The 18,479-nt window shown below is 62.7% G+C and carries 14 protein-coding genes; 10 read left to right on the top strand and 4 right to left on the bottom strand.

What is annotated here, in order from left to right:
• Positions 1-2: 2 nt before the first annotated feature.
• Genes mltG through S4A8_RS09195 form a run of 4 tightly spaced genes read left to right on the top strand, consistent with a single transcriptional unit; the run spans position 3 to position 3,019 of the window.
• Positions 3-1,004: an endolytic transglycosylase MltG gene (gene mltG, locus S4A8_RS09210; protein ID WP_353178399.1), complete on the top strand. Its 1,002-nt coding sequence runs from the start codon at positions 3-5 to the stop codon at positions 1,002-1,004.
• Complete coding sequence (gene tmk, locus S4A8_RS09205) at positions 1,001-1,636, top strand: dTMP kinase (protein WP_353219906.1); 636 nt, start codon at positions 1,001-1,003, stop codon at positions 1,634-1,636. The genes mltG and tmk overlap by 4 nt, the downstream gene beginning before the upstream one ends.
• Complete coding sequence (gene holB, locus S4A8_RS09200) at positions 1,636-2,646, top strand: DNA polymerase III subunit delta' (protein WP_353219905.1); 1,011 nt, start codon at positions 1,636-1,638, stop codon at positions 2,644-2,646. Before tmk ends, holB begins: the two co-directional genes overlap by 1 nt.
• A gap of 4 nt (positions 2,647-2,650) precedes the next feature.
• Complete coding sequence (locus S4A8_RS09195; protein WP_353178394.1) at positions 2,651-3,019, top strand: PilZ domain-containing protein; 369 nt, start codon at positions 2,651-2,653, stop codon at positions 3,017-3,019.
• Between the two features lie 41 nt (positions 3,020-3,060).
• Here the strand turns inward: S4A8_RS09195 and S4A8_RS09190 are convergent, their stop codons facing one another.
• A complete protein-coding gene (locus S4A8_RS09190; protein ID WP_353219904.1) occupies positions 3,061-3,762 on the bottom strand; it encodes a TetR/AcrR family transcriptional regulator in 702 nt (233 codons plus the stop codon).
• 273 nt (positions 3,763-4,035) lie between these two features.
• Here S4A8_RS09190 and S4A8_RS09185 point away from each other — a divergent pair, with 273 nt between their 5' ends.
• From S4A8_RS09185 to recQ, 3 genes are all read left to right on the top strand, one after another.
• Positions 4,036-6,288 carry an acyl-CoA dehydrogenase gene (locus S4A8_RS09185; RefSeq protein ID WP_353219903.1) on the top strand — a complete coding sequence of 751 codons (2,253 nt, stop codon included), beginning with the start codon at positions 4,036-4,038 and terminating at the stop codon, positions 6,286-6,288.
• Between the two features lie 64 nt (positions 6,289-6,352).
• The gene (gene trhA / locus S4A8_RS09180) at positions 6,353-7,201 is read left to right on the top strand and encodes a PAQR family membrane homeostasis protein TrhA (protein WP_353219902.1); all 849 of its coding nucleotides are present in this window, start codon (positions 6,353-6,355) and stop codon (positions 7,199-7,201) included.
• Positions 7,202-7,203: 2 nt separating this feature from the next.
• The gene (recQ, locus tag S4A8_RS09175; protein WP_353219901.1) at positions 7,204-9,018 is read left to right on the top strand and encodes a DNA helicase RecQ; all 1,815 of its coding nucleotides are present in this window, start codon (positions 7,204-7,206) and stop codon (positions 9,016-9,018) included.
• 34 nt (positions 9,019-9,052) lie between these two features.
• Here recQ and S4A8_RS09170 read toward each other — a convergent pair whose 3' ends face one another.
• The 3 genes from S4A8_RS09170 to S4A8_RS09160 form a co-directional block, all read right to left on the bottom strand.
• Positions 9,053-9,763 carry a M15 family metallopeptidase gene (locus S4A8_RS09170; protein ID WP_353219900.1) on the bottom strand — a complete coding sequence of 237 codons (711 nt, stop codon included), beginning with the start codon at positions 9,761-9,763 and terminating at the stop codon, positions 9,053-9,055.
• Positions 9,760-11,196: an APC family permease gene (locus S4A8_RS09165; RefSeq protein ID WP_353219899.1), complete on the bottom strand. Its 1,437-nt coding sequence runs from the start codon at positions 11,194-11,196 to the stop codon at positions 9,760-9,762. The genes S4A8_RS09170 and S4A8_RS09165 overlap by 4 nt, the downstream gene beginning before the upstream one ends.
• Before the next feature lie 212 nt (positions 11,197-11,408).
• Positions 11,409-13,427 carry an oxidoreductase gene (locus S4A8_RS09160; protein ID WP_353220070.1) on the bottom strand — a complete coding sequence of 673 codons (2,019 nt, stop codon included), beginning with the start codon at positions 13,425-13,427 and terminating at the stop codon, positions 11,409-11,411.
• 158 nt (positions 13,428-13,585) lie between these two features.
• Here S4A8_RS09160 and S4A8_RS09155 point away from each other — a divergent pair, with 158 nt between their 5' ends.
• The 3 genes from S4A8_RS09155 to S4A8_RS09145 all read left to right on the top strand — a co-directional run bounded on the left by S4A8_RS09155 (position 13,586) and on the right by S4A8_RS09145 (position 18,310).
• On the top strand, positions 13,586-15,451 hold the full coding sequence (locus S4A8_RS09155; RefSeq protein WP_353219898.1) for a sigma-54-dependent Fis family transcriptional regulator: 1,866 nt from the start codon (positions 13,586-13,588) through the stop codon (positions 15,449-15,451).
• 209 nt (positions 15,452-15,660) lie between these two features.
• Positions 15,661-16,437: an SDR family NAD(P)-dependent oxidoreductase gene (locus S4A8_RS09150; RefSeq protein ID WP_353219897.1), complete on the top strand. Its 777-nt coding sequence runs from the start codon at positions 15,661-15,663 to the stop codon at positions 16,435-16,437.
• A gap of 67 nt (positions 16,438-16,504) precedes the next feature.
• A complete protein-coding gene (locus tag S4A8_RS09145) occupies positions 16,505-18,310 on the top strand; it encodes an NAD(P)/FAD-dependent oxidoreductase (RefSeq protein WP_353219896.1) in 1,806 nt (601 codons plus the stop codon).
• Positions 18,311-18,479: the final 169 nt, after the last annotated feature.

The following is an 18,479-nucleotide window of genomic DNA, read 5'->3' as shown; positions in this document are numbered from 1 at the left end:
CGGTGATTAAACGCGTTCTCTGGATTCTGATTGGCCTCGGGGTGCTGGCCTGTGCGGCGCTGGCCATCGATGCGACGCGGTTTTTCAACTCGCCGCTGCAGAACAGCGCGGGCAAACTGCTTACCGTGGATAGTGGCATGAGTTTCAATGCGATTGCCCGGCGGCTGGTCGCCCAGGACATCATCAAACGCCCGCGCGATGCGAAATACCTGTCGCTGTATGCGCGCTACGAGGGTGTAGCGGGCGATATCAAGGCCGGCGAATACGTGGTGCCGGCCCGACAGACGCCGGCGCATCTGCTCGAACTGTTGGTCTCCGGCAAGACACGCCAGTACCGGCTCACGCTGGTCGAAGGCTGGCGCTTTTCCGAGTTCCGCGAACGCATGGAAGCCAACGATGCGCTCGATCACAAGCTCACCGGCCTGAGCGATGCCGAGCTGATGGCCGCGATCGGCCATCCGGACGAGAATCCCGAAGGCCGGTTCATGCCGGATACCTATCTGTTTCCGCGCGGCATGACCGATATCGCCTTTCTCAAACGTGCCTACGATGCGATGCAGCGCTATCTCGATGCGCAGTGGGAAAAACGTGCTGACGATATCGCGGTCGACACCCCGTATGAGGCCTTGATCCTGGCCTCGATCGTGGAAAAGGAAACCGCGGTGCCCGAAGAACGGACACGCATTGCCGGCGTGTTCACCCGACGCCTGAAAAAAGGCATGCGCCTGCAGACCGACCCGACCGTCATCTACGGCATCGAGGATTACGACGGCAATATCCGCCGTGCCGATCTGCGCCGCGATACGCCGTACAACACCTACACCCGCGCGGGATTGCCGCCTACGCCGATTGCCATGCCCTCGCGGGCCGCCATCAAGGCGGCATTGCATCCCGCTGCGGGCAGCGCGCTGTATTTCGTCTCGCGTGGCGATGGCAGCCATGTGTTTTCGGATACGCTGGCCGAGCATAACCGCGCGGTCGACGAGTACCAGCGCGGCTCATGAGTGACGAGGCCACAACGACAAGCGGGCGTTTCATCACCTTCGAAGGCGGTGAGGGCGCCGGCAAGAGCACTCAGATCGGCGTTGTTGCCGACCGACTGCGCACGACCGGCCACGAGGTGGTCTGCACACGCGAGCCCGGCGGCACCGCGCTGGGCGAGGCGATACGTGGCGTGTTGATGGGCGAATACGACACGCCCATGCCGCCAATGAGCGAATTGCTGCTGGTGTTCGCTGCCCGTGCCGCCCACCTGGCCGAAGTCATCGAACCGGCGCTTGCCCGCGGTGCCTGGGTACTCAGCGATCGTTTCACCGATGCCAGTTATGCCTATCAGGGCGCGGCCCGGGGCCTGGGCGATCATGCCGTGGCCACACTGGAAGCCCTGGTCCAGGGCGAACGCCGCCCGGATCGCGTGCTGCTGTTCGATTTGCCTGTCGCCCAGGGTCTCGCGCGTGCCGGCAAACGCGGGCAGGGCAACCGTTTCGATCGCGAAACGCTGGTATTTCACGAGCGCGTTCGCGGTGCCTATCTCGCGCGGGCGCGCACCCACCCCCAGCGTTATCGGGTGATCGATGCCGATGCCAGTCGCGATGTGGTTCAGGCCCGCATCGAACAGGCGTTGGCCGACCTGTGATGAGCACAGTCGATACCACGGCGCTGGATATGCCGCCCTGGCATACACCCGCGTGGGCGCATATGGCCCATGCGATCGCTGCCGATCGGGTCGCGCACGGCCTGCTGGTATGCGGGCCGCCGGGTATTGGCAAGCGTGTGTTCGCCGACCGAATCGTGGCCGCCTTGCTTTGTCGTGAGCGCGACGCGAAGGGCGACGCCTGTGGCCGCTGTCCCGCATGCCGGCAACGGATCGCGGGCACGCATCCCGATATCTCCCGGCTGATGCCCGAAGAGCCGGGCAAGCTGATCAAGGTCGATCAGGTACGCGCGTTCTCGCAGCGGCTGCATCTGACGCCGCAGTACGACAGCGGCCGAATTGGCTGGATCGACCCGGCCGAGGATCTTTCGCCCAGCGCCGCGAACAGCCTGCTCAAAACCCTTGAGGAGCCGCCGCCGGCCTGTCATATCGTGCTGGTGACCGATCGGGTATCGGCTTTGATGCCCACGGTACGCAGTCGTTGCCAGCTCTGGCGACTGACGCCGCCCACGCCGACACAAGCGACCGAATGGCTGACGGCCAACGGCATGGACCCCGCAGGGCTCGATGCCGACAGTTTGCGTACGCCATTCGCCGCGCTCGCCCGCGACAGCCAGGATTATTCGGCGCTCGTGGACGGCTGGGATCGCACGCTCTCGGATGTCATTCGCAATCGCGAAGATGCGGCAAGCGCGGCCGAACGACTCGCTCGTGAGCCGGCAGACTTGCTGACCGACTGGCTATATCGCCGCGCGAGCGCCTTGCTGGCACAGTCATTGGCAGCTGCGGATGAGCCACAGGGCGAGGCGGGCAGCGTATTGCCAGCGCATCTGGCACGGGTGGCTACACGCATGGACCCCTACGCCTTCGAGCCGTGGTGCGCGGGCGTGGTCGAATCAGCCCGGCTGGCACGCAGCAACGCCGACTGGCAACTGGTGTTAGAGTCGTTGTTGCTGGATCTCAAACGCTGTCTCAAGCGCAAGCCGAGTTAATTCAATGCCCGAGCAGAATCTCGCCACCCAGTCCGGAATCGTGCGGTTGGATATCACTGATCGCGCCGAGCTGTGCGCGGCGTATATGCCGTTCATCACCAATGGCGGGCTGTTCGTCAAACAGCAGTATCTGACCAACGCCTATTACGATATGGGCGCCGATGTGTTCTTGCTCATGCATCTGGTCGAGCAGAACGAGCGCCTGCCGGTCGCCGGCAAGGTGGTGTGGGTGACGCCGCGAAACAGCGGTACCGGACGCCCGGCGGGCATTGGTGTGCAGTTCGCGGCCCAGGACAACGGCGCGACGCAACAACGCCTGGAAACGCTGCTGGCCGGCATGCTCGAAAACCGGCGGACCAGCTATACCATGTAAGGCGCGTGGCGCCCGACCAGCGGTCGGCCGGGCGAAGCGGGTCAGCCAGCGACGCTGGCTTTTTCGCGGGGTTGCGCGCTCTGCGCGTAGCGTTCGCTGAGCTGCTCGGCCAGCACGGCTTCGCTGGCGATCGCGCGCCAGACCATGTTGAACATGGCCGGTGCCTTTTCGGCGAGCGGCTTCTTGCGACCACGCAAAAGCCACATCGCGACCATGCGATTGGCCACCCCCCAGATGAAATCCGAAATCTCGATCTCGTCGACTTCATTGGTGAGCACGCCGCGTTCGCGACCGTCGTTGATCACCCCCAGGAAAACCGACATCAGCGCGGGCTGGCGGAACGTGTCGTCGTCGCGCCATGTGCTCAGGTACACCGAACTGAGAATGATCTGGGCGACTTTGGGATTACGTTCGAAATAGTCGAACAGCACCCAGAAGACCTTGCGTAGCCGGTCCTCGAAGTTCTCGATGCCCTGCAGATGATCGATCATGCGGGTGGCGAGGTCGCCCAGCCAGGTGTCCAGGCTGGCAAAGAGTACCGCCTCCTTGCTGCCGTAATACTTGTACAGCGTCTGCAGGCTGATACGGGCTTCGCGGGCGATGTTGATGAGCTTGACCCGATGAAACTCGCGCTCTGAGAACAGGTCGAGCGCGGCCGCCTCGATACGTGTGCGGGTCGCCGGATCCAGGCGGGCCAGGGTGCGTTCTCGCTCGTGGGTGGTTCGCGGATATCGATCGATCACGGTAATGGGTGTTACACGTCAGGTGAACAGCGACTGTAGCAAGCTCTTTGAATGCGCCCAAGTTTGGACAAGTGCCTGAAATAATTGCGGACAATTGAAATTGTTGGCCAGTAATTCGGGATTTCGGGTATTTCCTGAAAACCGAAAGGTAATAGAAATTGTCTTTGTGCGCCGCAGCGACCGGGGGTATAGTCGTTTCAATACCGCGCGGCGAGTGCTCGTCGACGAGCGCCCAGCGTGTTGCCATTCAATGCATCGAGCCACGGAGATGCCATGTTTGCCACACTTCTTAAAAAGATCAACGACGCCAAACTGCTACCGAAAATTTCGGATACCGAGCGGCACGCGCTCGAAGCCGGATCGGTCTGGATCGACGGGGAGTTCTTTAGCGGTAATCCGGATTTCCAGGCGATCATGAAGGAAGCCTACCCCGGCTTGTCCGAGGAAGAGCAGGCGTTTCTGGACGGCCCGGTCGAAGAACTGCTGCACCGCGTCGATGGCTGGAAGCTGCGTGAGACGCGCCGTATTCCCGACGATATCTGGCAGTTCCTGCGCGACAAGGGCTTTTTCGGAATGATCATTCCGAAGGAGTACGGCGGCTCAGGGTTCTCCGTACTCGCCCGTAGCGCGGTCATGACCAAGACCTCGGGGCTGGGCCCGGTCGGTACGCTGATTGTCATTCCCAACACCCTGGGCGCGGCCGAGCTGCTGCTCGAGTACGGCACCCAGGAACAAAAGGATAAATACCTGCCCGGGCTGGCCAGCGGCGAGTACGTGCCGTGTTTCGGCCTGACCGAGCCCACGGCCGGCTCCGATGCCGCCTCGATCAAGGCCGAGGGCGTGGTCTTCAAGGACGACGACGGTCAGAACAAGATTCGACTGAATTTCTCCAAGCGCTATATCACCCTGGCGCCGATCGCCAATATCGTCAGCCTGGCCTGTTCGTTGCACGATCCGGACAACCTGCTAGGCAAGGGCGAGTTTCCGGGGATTACCGTGGTCATGCTCGAAAAAGGCATGCCGGGACTGGAGCTGGGCGATCACCATCTGCCGATTGGTGCCTTCGACAATGGCCCAATCTACGGCACCGACGTGGTCGCGCCGGTAGAAAACATCATTGGTGGTGTCGACGGTGCGGGCCAGGGCTGGCGCATGCTCATGGAACAGCTCGGCGGCGGGCGCGCGGTATCGCTGCCGGCCAGCGGCGTGGCTCTGGCCAAGAGCAGCGCAGCCGCGGTCGGCCCCTATAGCATCGTGCGCGAGCAGTTCGGTATTCCGATCGGCCTCATGGAAGGCGTGGAAGCCAAGATCGCGCGTATCGCAGCGCTCACCTATACGCTGGAATCGGCGCGTGTGTATGTATGCGCGGGCGTCGACAACGGTAACCACCCGCCGGTGATTTCGGCCATTCTCAAGCAACAGACCACCGAGATCGGCCAGCAGCTGGTAACCGACGGCATGGACGTCATGGCCGGCGCGGGGGTCATGCAGGGCCCGAATAATATTCTCGGTGGCGGCTATACCAGTGCCCCGGTGAGTATCACCGTCGAAGGTGCGAATATTCTCACCCGTACGCTCATGATCTTCGGCCAGGGTGCGGTGCGCTGCCATCCCTTCGCCCTGGATACGCTCAATGCGGTACAGGCCGACGACGTACCCGCATTCCGCAAGGCGATCCTCGGCTGGACGGGCCATTCGGTTAAGAATTTCTTCCGCGGTATCGTGCGCGGCATCACCCGTGGCTGGACCGTACGCACGCCAGTCAACGACGAAACCGCGCAGTACTTCCGCAAGCTGGGCTGGGCGTCGAGCCGGTTCGCTTTCCTGACCGATCTGGCGATGTTTTTGATCGGCGGCAAACTCAAGCAGCGCGGCAAGATTTCCGGGCGCTTCTCCGATGCGCTGTCGTGGATGCTGTTTGGCGTGACCACGCTGCGTCGCTTCCAGGCCGAGGGCAGCCGCAAGGAAGATCTGCCGATCGTGCACTGGGCGCTGCGTTACAGCCTGCAGCAGGTGCAGCTGGCCTTCGAAGGCATCTACGCCAATTTCGATGTGCCGGTACTGGGCTGGATTCTGCGCTACCCGGGCCGCTTCTGGCTCAAGATCAACCCGCTGTCGACCGGCCCGCGCGACTCGATGGACAGGGCCGTGGCCGCCAGTATCCAGGCGCCGGGCGAGCAGTACCAGCGCGTGGCCGGCGGTATGGGCACGCCGCGCGACGACGAACCCGGCATGGGGCGTCTGCTCAATGCGTGGCGTCTGGTCAGTGCCGCACAGCAGCCCACGATGAAGGTTCGTAAGGCCCTGCATAAAAAGCAGATCAAGGCCGCGGATCTGGCCGAGGCCATCGATCCGGCTGTCGAGGCCGGTGTGATCACACAGGACGAGGCGGCCCAGATTCGCAAGGCCGAGGCCGCGCGCTACGAAGCCATCCAGGTGGATACGTTCTCGGCCGAGGACTATTACAAGGATGAAGTCTCGGACAATATCGAGCAGCCGCCGATGGCACGCGCGGCCAATCAGTAATCCGCGACCCCCATTCCTGGCCGCGGGCGATGAAAAAGGCGCCTTCGGGCGCCTTTTTTTGTGTATGGCCGTGTGGCTATCTCGCGTTTGGAGCGTTTTACCCTGGGCGACCGCGATTACCGCCGGGCGTTCCAGCAGGCCGCTGCCGGGCGCGAGCATGTTTTGGGTGCGGCAAATCGCATACGGGCGTGGCAGAATGCGCGCCATGAACACGACCATCGATTCCCCGATTCCTCGTCGGGTCAATAGTGCCGGCTATACGCTCGGCGAAGAAATAGCCAACGCCATCACATCCGGCATCGGCACGGCGCTATCCATCGCCGGGCTGGTGGTGCTCGTCGTGTATGCGGCGCTTGAGGGGGACGTCTGGCACGTCGTCAGCGTGACCATCTTCGGCGTTGCGCTGATTCTTAGTCATCTGTCGTCGACGCTGTATCACGCCGTCCATCCGCCGCGCGCGAAAAATGTGCTCAAGGTGTTCGATCACCTGGCCATTTATATTCTCATTGCGGGCACCTATACGCCGTTCACATTGGTGAACCTGCGCGGGCTCTGGGGTTGGACGCTGTTCTTTTTGATCTGGTCGCTGGCGATCGGCGGGGTGGTGATCAAGCTCACGCGGCTGAACGACGTGAAATATCTGTCCACCGCCTTTTATGTGGCGATGGGCTGGACGGTGGTACTGGTCATCGGCCCGGTGATCGAGAACGTGGCCATGGGTGGGGTCTGGCTGCTGCTCGCCGGCGGTATTTCCTATACGGTTGGCGTGCTGTTCTATGCGTGGGATCGGATGCCGTACAACCACGCAATCTGGCATCTGTTCGTGATTGGCGGCAGCGTATTTCACTTTTTCGCGGTGCTGTTCTACGTGGTTCCGCTCGCGCCGTCGGCCGCCGCACTGCTGATGCGTTAACCGTGGGCGCCCGCGAGGCAACACCGCAGGGCGTACTGCAGTCGGTTTTCGGTTACGACGGCTTTCGCGGTCGTCAGGCCGAGATCATCGACGCGGTCTGCAAGGGCGAGGATGCGCTCGTACTCATGCCCACCGGCGGCGGCAAGTCGTTGTGCTATCAGATACCGGCATTGGTGCGCGATGGCGTGGCGATCGTCGTATCGCCGCTGATCGCGCTCATGGCCGATCAGGTTGCTGCCCTCGAACAACTGGGCGTACGCGCGGCCTATTTGAATTCCACCCTGGAGTTTGCCGAGCAGCAGGCCATCGAACGGGCCATGCGCGCAAACACCATCGATCTGGTCTATGTCGCACCCGAGCGGCTCATGCAACCGCGCATGCTCGATCTCGTGGCCGAATGCCGGATCTCGCTGTTGGCGATCGACGAGGCCCATTGCGTATCCCAATGGGGCCATGATTTTCGCCCCGAGTATCGGCAGCTGGCCGCGCTCGCGGACCGGTTTCCCGCGATACCGCGGATCGCGTTGACCGCCACCGCCGATCTGCCCACCCGTGCTGAAATCATCGAACGGCTGCGCCTTGAGCATGCGCAGGTTTTCCTGCACAGCTTCGACCGGCCCAATATCCAGTACCGCGTCGCCGAACGCGGCAGCGCCAAACAGCAACTGCTGGATTTCATCGAACGCGAGCATGACGGCGAGGCTGGCATTGTCTATTGCCTGTCGCGGCGCAAGACCGAAGAAACCGCGGAATGGCTCAATGGCCGGGGCAAGACCGCGCTGGCCTATCATGCCGGCCTGCCGGCCCAGCTTCGCCAGACCCATCAGGCCCGGTTTCTGCGCGAAGAGGGCGTGATCGTGTGCGCCACGGTGGCGTTTGGCATGGGCATCGACAAGCCCGACGTGCGCTTTGTCGCGCATATCGATCTGCCGGCCAGCGTGGAAGCCTATTACCAGGAAACCGGGCGTGCCGGACGCGACGGCGCGCCGGCCACGGCCTGGATGCTCTACGGCCTCAACGATACGGTGCAGCGCTCGCGCATGATCGAGCAGGGCAATGCGCCGGAAGAACGCAAGCGGGTCGAGCGGGCCAAGCTCGATGCCATGCTTGCCTACTGTGAACTCGCCAGTTGCCGACGGGTGAACCTGCTCGGCTATTTCGGCGAACAGCGCGACCAACCCTGCGGCAACTGCGATACCTGCCTGAACCCGCCGCAGACCTACGATGCCACCCGCCTGGCACGCATGGCGCTATCGGCGATCTATCGCACCGGTCAGCGCTTTGGCACCGGGTATGTGATCGATCATCTGCGCGGCGCGGTCAGCGATCGCGCGGTCGAACTTGGCCACGACAAGCTGTCGACCTTTGGCGTGGGCGCGGAAGTCGAAACCAAGCAGTGGCGTTCGATCATTCGGCAACTCATCGCCCTCGGCCATGTACGCGTCGATCCGGCCTATGGCGGACTCGGCCTGGGGCGCGATTGCAAACCGCTACTCAAGGGCGAAGAAACGCTCGAGCTGCGTGTCGATCGTAGCGGCAAACGCAGCCGGACGCGCAGCCGCCTGAAAAAGGAGCTGCCGCCGATCGAGCTGGAAGACGAGCCGCTCTGGGAAGCCCTGCGTGAACTGCGCCTGCGTCTGGCCAAGGAGCAGGACGTACCGCCCTACGTGATTTTCCACGACGCGACGCTGCGCGAGATGCTGGCACGGCGGCCGACGACCACCGCCGAGCTCGAGAATGTCCCCGGTATCGGGGAGAAGAAACGCGATGCCTACGGCCTTGAATTCGTGGATGTCATCGCCGAATACACGCGCTGAATCACCGCCAGCCTTGGCGCTGTATAACCTCGGGTCAGGGCAGCTCGCCCCAGCGAAATGCCGGCTCGGTTGCGCCATAGATCGCATGCGGCTGGCCCTGCAAGGCAGCCCATAGCTGATCGCCGTAATCGTAGTGCCACCATTCGCTGGGGATGTTGACGAAACCGGCACCGAGCATTGCGTGATAAAGCATCCGGCGATTGTCGCGCCAGCGCGCGGCATGCTCGTCGTCGACTGAGGCCTGTTCGAACCAGGCCGTATGTGAGGCATCGGTCATGGCATCGAAATCGCTGCCCATATCCAGCAGACGCCCGTTTGGATCGGCAATCGACAGATCGACCGCGCCGCCGGTCAGGTGATACGGCGGGCTGTGTTCGAGATCGGGCATCGGCCGCGAGACGAACTCATCGATATGCTCGAGCTCGCCGCCTTGTTCGAGTTCACAGGCAAAGTGTTCGAACAACCAGCGTTGCAGCGCAAGCGGACGCCATGCGTCGAAGAGCACCAGCCGGTAGCCGTGCGGCAAATTCGCGGCCGCGCTGAGCAATCGCTCAAGCACGCTTTCACGAACGAAGCATTCGGGCATCGCACCCGGCAGCCCTTCGAGGTGATAGCGCGGGCGAACGAGCACCCGCTCCGGCGCAAGGCTGGCGGGCACCAATACCTCGCCATTGTCGACGATCGGCAGATGGCGAACATGGTCGGTATCGATCGCTTCGGTAATCGGAATCGGGCGTTGAATCATCGGCTGCGCGCTTTGTCGGTTTCGCGTGAATTTCCAGCGGGTGGCATCTCGCCGACCAACGCATGCAGGGCATCTTCATGGCGCATGGCACGGGGTGCGAGTCGATAGATGAGCCCGCCCAGAACAAGCCAGGCAAGGAGAATGAGATACTCGTGAGGCCATACCAGCGACATACCGGTGCCCGGCAGTAAGGTCGCAATGATGATTGCTGTAGCGGCCAGCGCACCGATCGCCGGCAGGAACAGCCAGCGCACGCGATAAGGGACTTTCGCATGCGGCGTCTGGGCACGGATGCGATAGAGGCTCGCCACGGCGAGCAGCCAGGCCAGGCCGATATAAATGCCGCCGGTATCGAGAAACCAGGTCAGGGCCGCTTCGCCCAGCCAGCCGAGCGCCAGTACGAGTACCAGCGTAAACAGCAGCGCCGCGTCGGGCGTGCCGCGTTTCGAGTCGACCCGGGCAAAGACACGCGGGAAGATACCGGCACGGGCGAGGGCCAGCATCACCCGCGAACTGGCGACGAACAGGGCGATAAAGCTTGTCAGCAACCCGAGCAGTGCGATGGCATAGGCGCCCCAGGACAGAAGCGGAAATCCGGCCATACGATAGGCGTCGATCGTGCCCTGTTCGAGCGTCGCCGTGCGCTGCCAGGGAATGATCCACGCCGAGGCGGTCAGCACCACGACATAGAAAGCGCCGGCAAGCACGACCGTGGTGACTACGGCAACGCCGATACGTCGTGGTGACAGATGGGCGTCTTCAGCGAGCATGCCGATCAGAGAGAATCCGGTCAGAAACGTCAGTGCCGGTAATACGAAGCGCAGCGTATCCGCGATCGGCGCACCGTCGGCGGCATAGACCGGCCAGAAATTCTCGACCTGCCCGTGGCCGAAACCAGCGACCGTCAAGCCAAGGCCGATCAACAGCATGGCCACGAACAACAGAATCTGCACGCTGCTAACCAATCGCAAACCGGCACGATTGATTGCATATACGGCGACGGCGAGTGCCGCACCGATGGCGAGAACCGGGGCGTATATCGTTTCACCGGCCAGCGCGTAGAGCGCACCGGTTTCGATAGCGGGCAAGACCCGTGCGAGCAAACCGCCGGCGGCGGCGACGTAAAAGGCCAGCGAGCTGATATAGGCGCCAATCAACAACCAGCCGGCGACGAACGCCGTCGGCCGACCAAACGCGACGAAGGCATAGACAATCTCGCCGCCAGCGCGCGGGTAGCGCGAAGCCAGTTCGGCGTAGGCCGAGGCGACACAGGCGGCCAGCACCGCGCCGATGATCAGCCCGAATATCTCGCCGCCCGCGCCGTAGGCAGCAAAGAACTCGCCGTTGGTGTAAATCCAGCTCGTGCCGAGCACGCCGGCTGCGCCCATGGCGATCAGTCCGAACATGCCCAGACTCTTGTTCAATTCATTCATCACGCCTGTCCGTAAGGGGTTACGCCGCGAGCTTGGCAACGCACCGTGCGCTCGTTCGACAGCCTACGCCGTAGAACACGTGCAGGCGCGACACGCGGACCGGGCGCGGTGCAGTCCAAACAGCATCAAGCGTGCCAAAGCGGGCTGACGCGGCCGCATCACCCGCTTTGACGCCGCCTTCACGCCGCTATGGCGCGGCGCTTAGCGCGAGGTCAGAGTCCCGCAGCCAGCTCGGCGGCTTCGCGTATGGCACGCTTGGCATCGAGTTCAGCGGCGAGCTTCGCGCCGCCGATGACGTGCGTCTTGATGCCACGTGCGCCCAGCGTATCGGCCAGTTCGCGCCGGGTTTGCTGGCCGGCACAGATCGCGATGGTGTCGACCGCGAGTACCTGGGTCTGCTCGTTCACGCGAATATGCAGGCCGGCGTCGTCGATGCGTTCGTAGCTCACGCCGCCCATCATATGAACGCCCTTGTGCTTGAGCGAGGCGCGATGGGCCCAGCCGCTGGTCTTGCCCAGCCCCTTGCCGGGTTTGGCATCGGTGCGCTGAAGCAACCACACTTCGCGCGGCGACGGCTCGGGGTGGGGCTCGGTCAGCCCGGCTTCATGGCTCAAGGTGGTGTCCACGCCCCATTCGTCGAAGAACTTCTGTGCATCTTCGGCCGGCGAGGGCCGGGTGTGGGTGAGAAATTCGCTCACGTCGAAGCCGATACCGCCCGCGCCGATGACGGCCACACGGCGCCCGGCCTCCACGCGGCCGTTAATGATGTCGATATACGACGCCACGCTGGGGTGGTCGATTCCTTCGATTGCCGGGGTGCGTGGGTTGACGCCTGTGGCGATCACGATGTCGTCGAAACCCATCGCGACCAGATCGTCGGCGTCCACGAGCGTGTTCAGCCGCACATCCACGTCGAGCAATTCCAGCTTGCGCGCGTAGTAGCGCAGGGTTTCGTGGAATTCTTCCTTGCCCGGGATACGTTTGGCCATATTGAACTGGCCGCCGATTTCGCTGGCGCTATCGAACAGCGTCACGCGATGGCCACGTTCCGATAGCCGAGTTGCCGCTTCCAGGCCGGCAGGCCCGGCGCCGATCACGGCGATATCGCGCGATTTTTTCGCCGGCGGAAAATTGAGCTTGGTTTCGTGCCCGGCACGCGGATTGACCAGACAACTCGCACGCTTCCACTGGAACGTATGATCGAGACAGGCCTGGTTGCAGGCGATACAGGTATTGATTTCGTCGACGCGTGCGCTGGCCGCCTTGTTGACGAATTCCGGGTCGGCCAGGAACGGGCGGGCCATCGACACCATGTCCGCCGTGCCGTCGGCCAGCAGCGATTCGGCCACGTCCGGCATGTTGATGCGGTTGGTCGTACACAGGGGCAGTGCGACTTCGCCCTTGAGTTCTTTCGTCACCCAGGCGAAGGCCGCCCGCGGTACACGCGTGACGATGGTGGGAATACGGGCTTCGTGCCAGCCAATGCCGGTATTGATGATCGTCGCCCCTGCGGCTTCCACTGCCTTGGCCAGCCGCACGATTTCCTCCCAACGCTGGCCATTTTCGACCAGATCCAGCATGGACAGACGATAGATCAGGATGAAATCCGGGCCGACGGCCTTGCGAATACCCTCGACGATTTCCACCGCGATCCGTTGACGATTCTCGACGCTGCCGCCGTATTCGTCATCGCGATCGTTCACACGTTCCACGAGAAACTGGTTTATCAGATAGCCTTCAGAGCCCATGACCTCGACGCCGTCATAACCCGCCTCGCGCGCAAGCTCGGCACAACGAATATAGTCGCGGATGGTGTTTTTCACGCCCTGGGTGGTCAGGCGCCGCGGTTTGTAGGGCGTGATCGGCGATTTGCGATCGGACGCCGATACGATGAAGGGGTGATAGCCATACCGGCCGGCATGCAGAATCTGCATGCAGATCTTGCCGCCTTCGGCATGGACGGCGCGTGTGATCTTGCGGTGCGGCCACACGTGCAGGCGATGCGACATCTGCCCGGCCATCGGCGATACCCAGCCCGCCACGTTCGGGGCGATACCGCCGGTGACAATCAAGCCCACGCCACCGGCCGCGCGTTCGGCGAAATAGGCGGCCAATTCGTCGTAATGCCAGAAGAAATCTTCCATGCCGGTATGCATGGAGCCCATCAGCACACGATTCTCGAGCTGGGTGAAGCCCAGATCCAGTGGCTCGAACAGGCGCGGGTAATCCATATTATTCACCGAGTTGATCGATACGACATCGCTGCCCGATTATAGCCACCCTGTTTCGGTAACCGGGATCACCATGGCGAACGCCGTCCTTGCGCCGTTTGGACGATTGTCCGCCGCCGAGCGCTGTGTCACGGTCGCAGGCAACAGGAGAGTGCGGCATGATTTCAACAGAATCGCACGTCAAGGAGATCGAACGCGTCGCTGCCGGCGAACATAGCGGGCGCGACACGTCGGTGGTGCAATCCTGGCTGCGCTGCGTGAACGATTACAAGCTCGATCCCGCCGCGGCCCAGGACGCTTATATCGTGCCGCAGGCCATACTGCGCGAGCACCAGGAACAGGCCGAGTCGCTGATCCGTATCAGCCGCGCCGGCCTGGCCGCGCTCTACGATCAGATCGCGGCCGACGACTACGTGCTGTTGTTGTCCGATGCACGCGGCGTCGCCGTCGATTATCTGGGCAACCCGCGCCTCGACGACGAGTTGCGTCAGGCCGGGCTCTATCTCGGCGCCGAATGGTCGGAATCCCGCGCCGGCACCTGTGCGGTGGGCGCCTGTCTGGTCAGCCGTGAACCCGTGGTCATCCATCAGGGCGATCATTTCGACAGTACGCATACGCGCCTGACCTGCACCGCGGCGCCGATTTTCGATACGCATGGCGGGCTGGCCGCGGTACTGGACATGTCGCAGTTGAGTTCGCCGGTGGCCAAGACCAGCCAACGCCTGGCCCTGCATCTGGCCAAGGCCACCGCACGCCGTATCGAGATGGCGAATCTGGTCGCGCGTACCGGCGACGATTGGGTGTTGCGCCTGGCCCGTACGCCGGATTTTCTCGATACCGCGCCCGATGCCGCGTTGTCGCTCGACGGCGCGGGGCGCATTACCGGATTGACGCCGAGCGGGCTGGACGCATTGGCGCGTTCGCTCGGATTTGCCATCGATACGCCGCAGGCACTCATCGGCATGCCGATTTCCCGGCTGTTCGATATCGAGATCGACGATCTGCCCGCCTTCATGCGAGGCCAGCCGGCGGGTGAACGTCTGCTGCATGCCAACGGTGAGCCCTTGTTATTCGCCAGTGCGATATCACCCGCCCGACGCCCGGCGCCGAAAACGCTCGCGCCCCGTTCGACATCGCCCAACGCATTGGCAGCGATGCATCGTGGTGATCCGGCCATGCAAACACTCGCCCGCAGTGCGGCCAAGCTGGCGGCGCGGGGCATTCCCATGCTCATTCAGGGCGAAACCGGCAGTGGCAAGGAAATACTGGCGCGGGCCATTCATGACGAATACAACGACGGCGGTCGGTTTGTGGCGGTCAACTGTGCGGCCATTCCGGAACACCTGATCGAGTCCGAGCTATTCGGCTATGTCGCCAACGCTTTTACCGGCGCCGCGCGCAAGGGTCGTACCGGGCTGATCGAATCCGCCCAGGGTGGCACGCTGTTTCTGGATGAAATCGGCGATATGCCGCTGGCCCTGCAAACCCGGCTGCTGCGCGTGCTGTCGGAAAACGAGGTCGTACCGGTGGGCGGCGTCGAGCCGCGCCCAGTCAAGCTGCGTGTGGTTTCGGCCACCCATCAGAGCCTGCGCGCTCTGGTCGAGGCGGGGCGCTTTCGCGAGGATCTGTATTACCGCTTGAATGCGGCAACGTTGTCATTACCGGCACTGCGAGAGCGCCAGGATTTCGATGCCTTGCTCGCCCACATGCTCGGCGAGATCGGTACGCGCTACGGCGAGTGCTATCGGCTGACGCCCGATGCGGCGCGGCGGCTGGCGCGCTATGACTGGCCGGGCAACCTGCGCGAACTGCGCAATGCGCTCGAGGTGGCATCGGCGCTCACCGACGATGGGGTGATTGCGACACGCCATCTGCCCGAAGCGATTATCCGGCCCGGCGCTACGCCGGATATCCAGGCCCAGCTTGCCGAGTGCGACGGCAACGTATCCGAGTTGGCCCGGCGTCTGGGTGTCGATCGTTCGACCGTGCATCGCCGCCTCAAGCGCTCGCGCGCGGCGCGCTAGCGCCGGCACAAACCGGCCTCGCTCGGCCGCACACCGCCGCATTGCCACACCTGTGGCGCCAAGCGTTGCATGGACTGTGTCACCGCCCTGCGGAAATCCGGCATAAGCCCGTTGAAACAACGGCTTGCGTAACCGGCACAGGTTTTGCTCCCCGACCGTGTTGAAGCCGTCCTACGAACGGCGATAACCACAACGCGAAAGGAGAACACATGCAGTTTGAAAACCGTGTCGCCCTGATCACGGGCGGCGGGCGTGGCATTGGCCAGGCCGTGGCACTGGCATTCGCCCGGGCCGGGGCGGATGTTGCCGTCGCCGATGTCGATGTCGCAATCGCCCAGGAGACTGCCGATCTGGTAAAGCGCGTCGGACGGCGTAGCACCGCGATCGGCGTGGATGTACGCGATGTCGACTCGGTGGGTGCGATGGTCGCTGCGGCCGAACAGGCGCTCGGCGATATCGACATCGCGGTCAACAACGCCGGCGTGATCAGCATCAAGGGCATCGCCGAGCTCGATGTCGAAGACTGGGATCAGATCATGGCTGTCAACGCCCGGGGCGTGTTTCTGTCGACCCAGGCCGAATTGGCCGTCATGCGCCCGCGCCGCTTCGGACGCATCATCAATATGGCCTCTATCGCCGGCAAGGTCGGGTTTCCCGATCTGTCTCATTATTCGGCATCCAAATTCGCGGTGATCGGGTTCACGAACGCGGTGGCCAAGGAGGTCGCCGCCGAGGGCATCACCGTGAATGCCCTGTGTCCCGGCATTGTCGGTACCGGCATGTGGCGCGGCGAAGAGGGGCTGTCCGGGCGCTGGCGCCAGCCCGGTGAAAGCGAAGAGCAGTCCTGGGAGCGCCACCAGAAAACCCTGCTGCCACAGGGCGTGGCACAAACGCCCGAAGACATGGGGCAAATGGCCGTCTATCTGGCCAGCGCCGAACACGTAACCGGTCAGGCGATCGCTGTGGATGGCGGTTTTTCGCTCTAGCCAGGCGACAAAAAATCACAACAAGGGCACGACAGCCCATATATCGCGATAGATAAGGAGGAGCTATATGCTCGATACCACCGTGGCCGCCGAGGCCAATACCGTACTCAATCGTCTTGACGAAGCGCTCACCCAGCACGATATCGACGCCGTGCTGGCGTTGTTCGCCAGCGAATGCTACTGGCGCGACATGCTTACGTTTACCTGGAATATCAAGACGGCCGAGGGCAAGTCCGGCATTCGAGACATGCTCGAAAGCTGTCTGGACCAGGCCCAGCCGCACGACTGGTCGCTCGATGAACGCGAAGTCGTGACCCAGACCGACGACGGCGTGATCGAAGCGTGGATCGTATTCGAAACGGCCGTTGCCCGCGGCTCCGGGTTCATGCGCATCAAGGACGGGCATATCTGGACGTTGCTGACCACCATGACCGAACTCAAAGGCTACGAGGAGCCGATGGGCGACAGCCGCCCACTCGGAGCCAAGCATGGCGATGACCAGGGCAAACCCACCTGGAAGGAAGAGCGCGAGCAGGAGTTGGCATCGCTGGGCATCGATACGCAGCCCTACGTGCTAATCATCGGCGGCGGGCAGGGTGGCATCGCCCTGGGCGCGCGTTTGCGCCAACTCGGCGTGCCCGCACTGATTATCGAGAAGAACGAACGCCCCGGGGATTCATGGCGCAAGCGCTACAAGTCGCTGTGTCTGCATGATCCGGTCTGGTACGACCATCTGCCCTACATCAAATTCCCACGCAACTGGCCGGTGTTCGCGCCGAAGGACAAGATCGGCGACTGGCTGGAAATGTATGCCAAGGTCATGGAGCTGAACTACTGGGGGGCGACCGAGGCGCGCCAGGCCAGCTACGACGAATCCACCGGCCGCTGGACCGTCGTGGTCGATCGCAACGGCGAACAGATCACCCTCGAACCGCACCAGTTGGTGCTGGCCACCGGGATGTCGGCCAAGCCCAATGTGCCCACGATCGAAGGGCAGGAGCGCTTCGAAGGCATTCAGCAGCATTCATCCGAGCATCCCGGCCCGGACGGCATGGAGGGTAAGAAAGTCGCGGTGATCGGCTCGAACAACTCTGCCCACGACATCTGTGCCGCGCTGGCGGAAAACGGTGTCGACGTGACCATGATCCAGCGTTCGTCGACCCATATTTCCCGGTCCGAATCGCTGATGAAATATGCCCTGGGGCCGCTGTATTCGGAGGAGGCGCTCGTCAACGGCATTACCACCGAAAAAGCGGACATGCTGTTTGCCTCCATTCCCTACGCGCTGCTGGCGGACTTCCAGAAACCGCTCTTCGACGAGATCCGCCGGGTGGATGCCGATTTCTATGCAAAACTCGAAAAGGCCGGTTTCATGCTCGATTTCGGCCCTGACGACTCGGGCCTGTTCATGAAATACCTGCGTCGAGCCTCGGGTTACTACATTGACGTGGGCGCATCGCAAATGATCATCGACGGCCGTATCAAGCTCGAAAGCGGGGCCGAAGTGGCCCGCCTGACCAAAAACAGTGTCCAACTCGAAGATGGGCGCGACATTCCCGCCGACGTCGTCATCTATGCCACCGGCTACGGGTCGATGAACGGCTGGGCCGCCGATCTGATCTCCCAGTCGGTTGCCGACAAGGTCGGCAAGGTCTGGGGGCTGGGTTCGGATACGCCCAAGGACCCGGGCCCGTGGGAAGGCGAACAACGCAACATGTGGAAGCCAACCCAGCAAGAAGCACTATGGTTTCATGGGGGTAACCTAGCCCAGTCAAGGTTTTATTCGCACTTTCTCGCCTTGCAGCTCAAGGCGCGCATGGAAGGGCTGAATACGCCGGTGTACGGGCAGCAGCCGGTACACCATCGCAGCTAGAAATCACTTCAAGTTGAATCGACGGGGGCTGCTGGCCCCCGTTTTTTTCGCGCAGCGAAGATCTACCGCCCGACGCGCGCCGTGCCGGCCCGTACTTATACGACGCGGCTAAGCCCTCGAATCGCCAGTGCGAAATCTTTCAATACCGAAGGTTAGCGTGATTACGCTG

This window comes from Salinisphaera sp. S4-8, assembly GCF_040361235.1.
GTDB lineage: Bacteria > Pseudomonadota > Gammaproteobacteria > Nevskiales > Salinisphaeraceae > Salinisphaera.
The sequence above is the reverse complement of the archived record's forward strand: the minus strand, read 5'-3'. Positions and strand labels throughout refer to the sequence as shown.

Coding starts and splice junctions, on each gene's coding strand:
- tmk (WP_353219906.1), top strand. CDS start 1,001: ATGAGTGACGAGGCCACAACGACAAGCGGGCGTTTCATCACCTTCGAA.
- S4A8_RS09145 (WP_353219896.1), top strand. CDS start 16,505: ATGCTCGATACCACCGTGGCCGCCGAGGCCAATACCGTACTCAATCGT.
- holB (WP_353219905.1), top strand. CDS start 1,636: ATGAGCACAGTCGATACCACGGCGCTGGATATGCCGCCCTGGCATACA.
- S4A8_RS09155 (WP_353219898.1), top strand. CDS start 13,586: ATGATTTCAACAGAATCGCACGTCAAGGAGATCGAACGCGTCGCTGCC.
- S4A8_RS09195 (WP_353178394.1), top strand. CDS start 2,651: ATGCCCGAGCAGAATCTCGCCACCCAGTCCGGAATCGTGCGGTTGGAT.
- S4A8_RS09165 (WP_353219899.1), bottom strand. CDS start 11,196: ATGAATGAATTGAACAAGAGTCTGGGCATGTTCGGACTGATCGCCATG.
- S4A8_RS09150 (WP_353219897.1), top strand. CDS start 15,661: ATGCAGTTTGAAAACCGTGTCGCCCTGATCACGGGCGGCGGGCGTGGC.
- trhA (WP_353219902.1), top strand. CDS start 6,353: ATGGCCGTGTGGCTATCTCGCGTTTGGAGCGTTTTACCCTGGGCGACC.
- S4A8_RS09160 (WP_353220070.1), bottom strand. CDS start 13,427: ATGGATTACCCGCGCCTGTTCGAGCCACTGGATCTGGGCTTCACCCAG.
- S4A8_RS09185 (WP_353219903.1), top strand. CDS start 4,036: ATGTTTGCCACACTTCTTAAAAAGATCAACGACGCCAAACTGCTACCG.
- S4A8_RS09170 (WP_353219900.1), bottom strand. CDS start 9,763: ATGATTCAACGCCCGATTCCGATTACCGAAGCGATCGATACCGACCAT.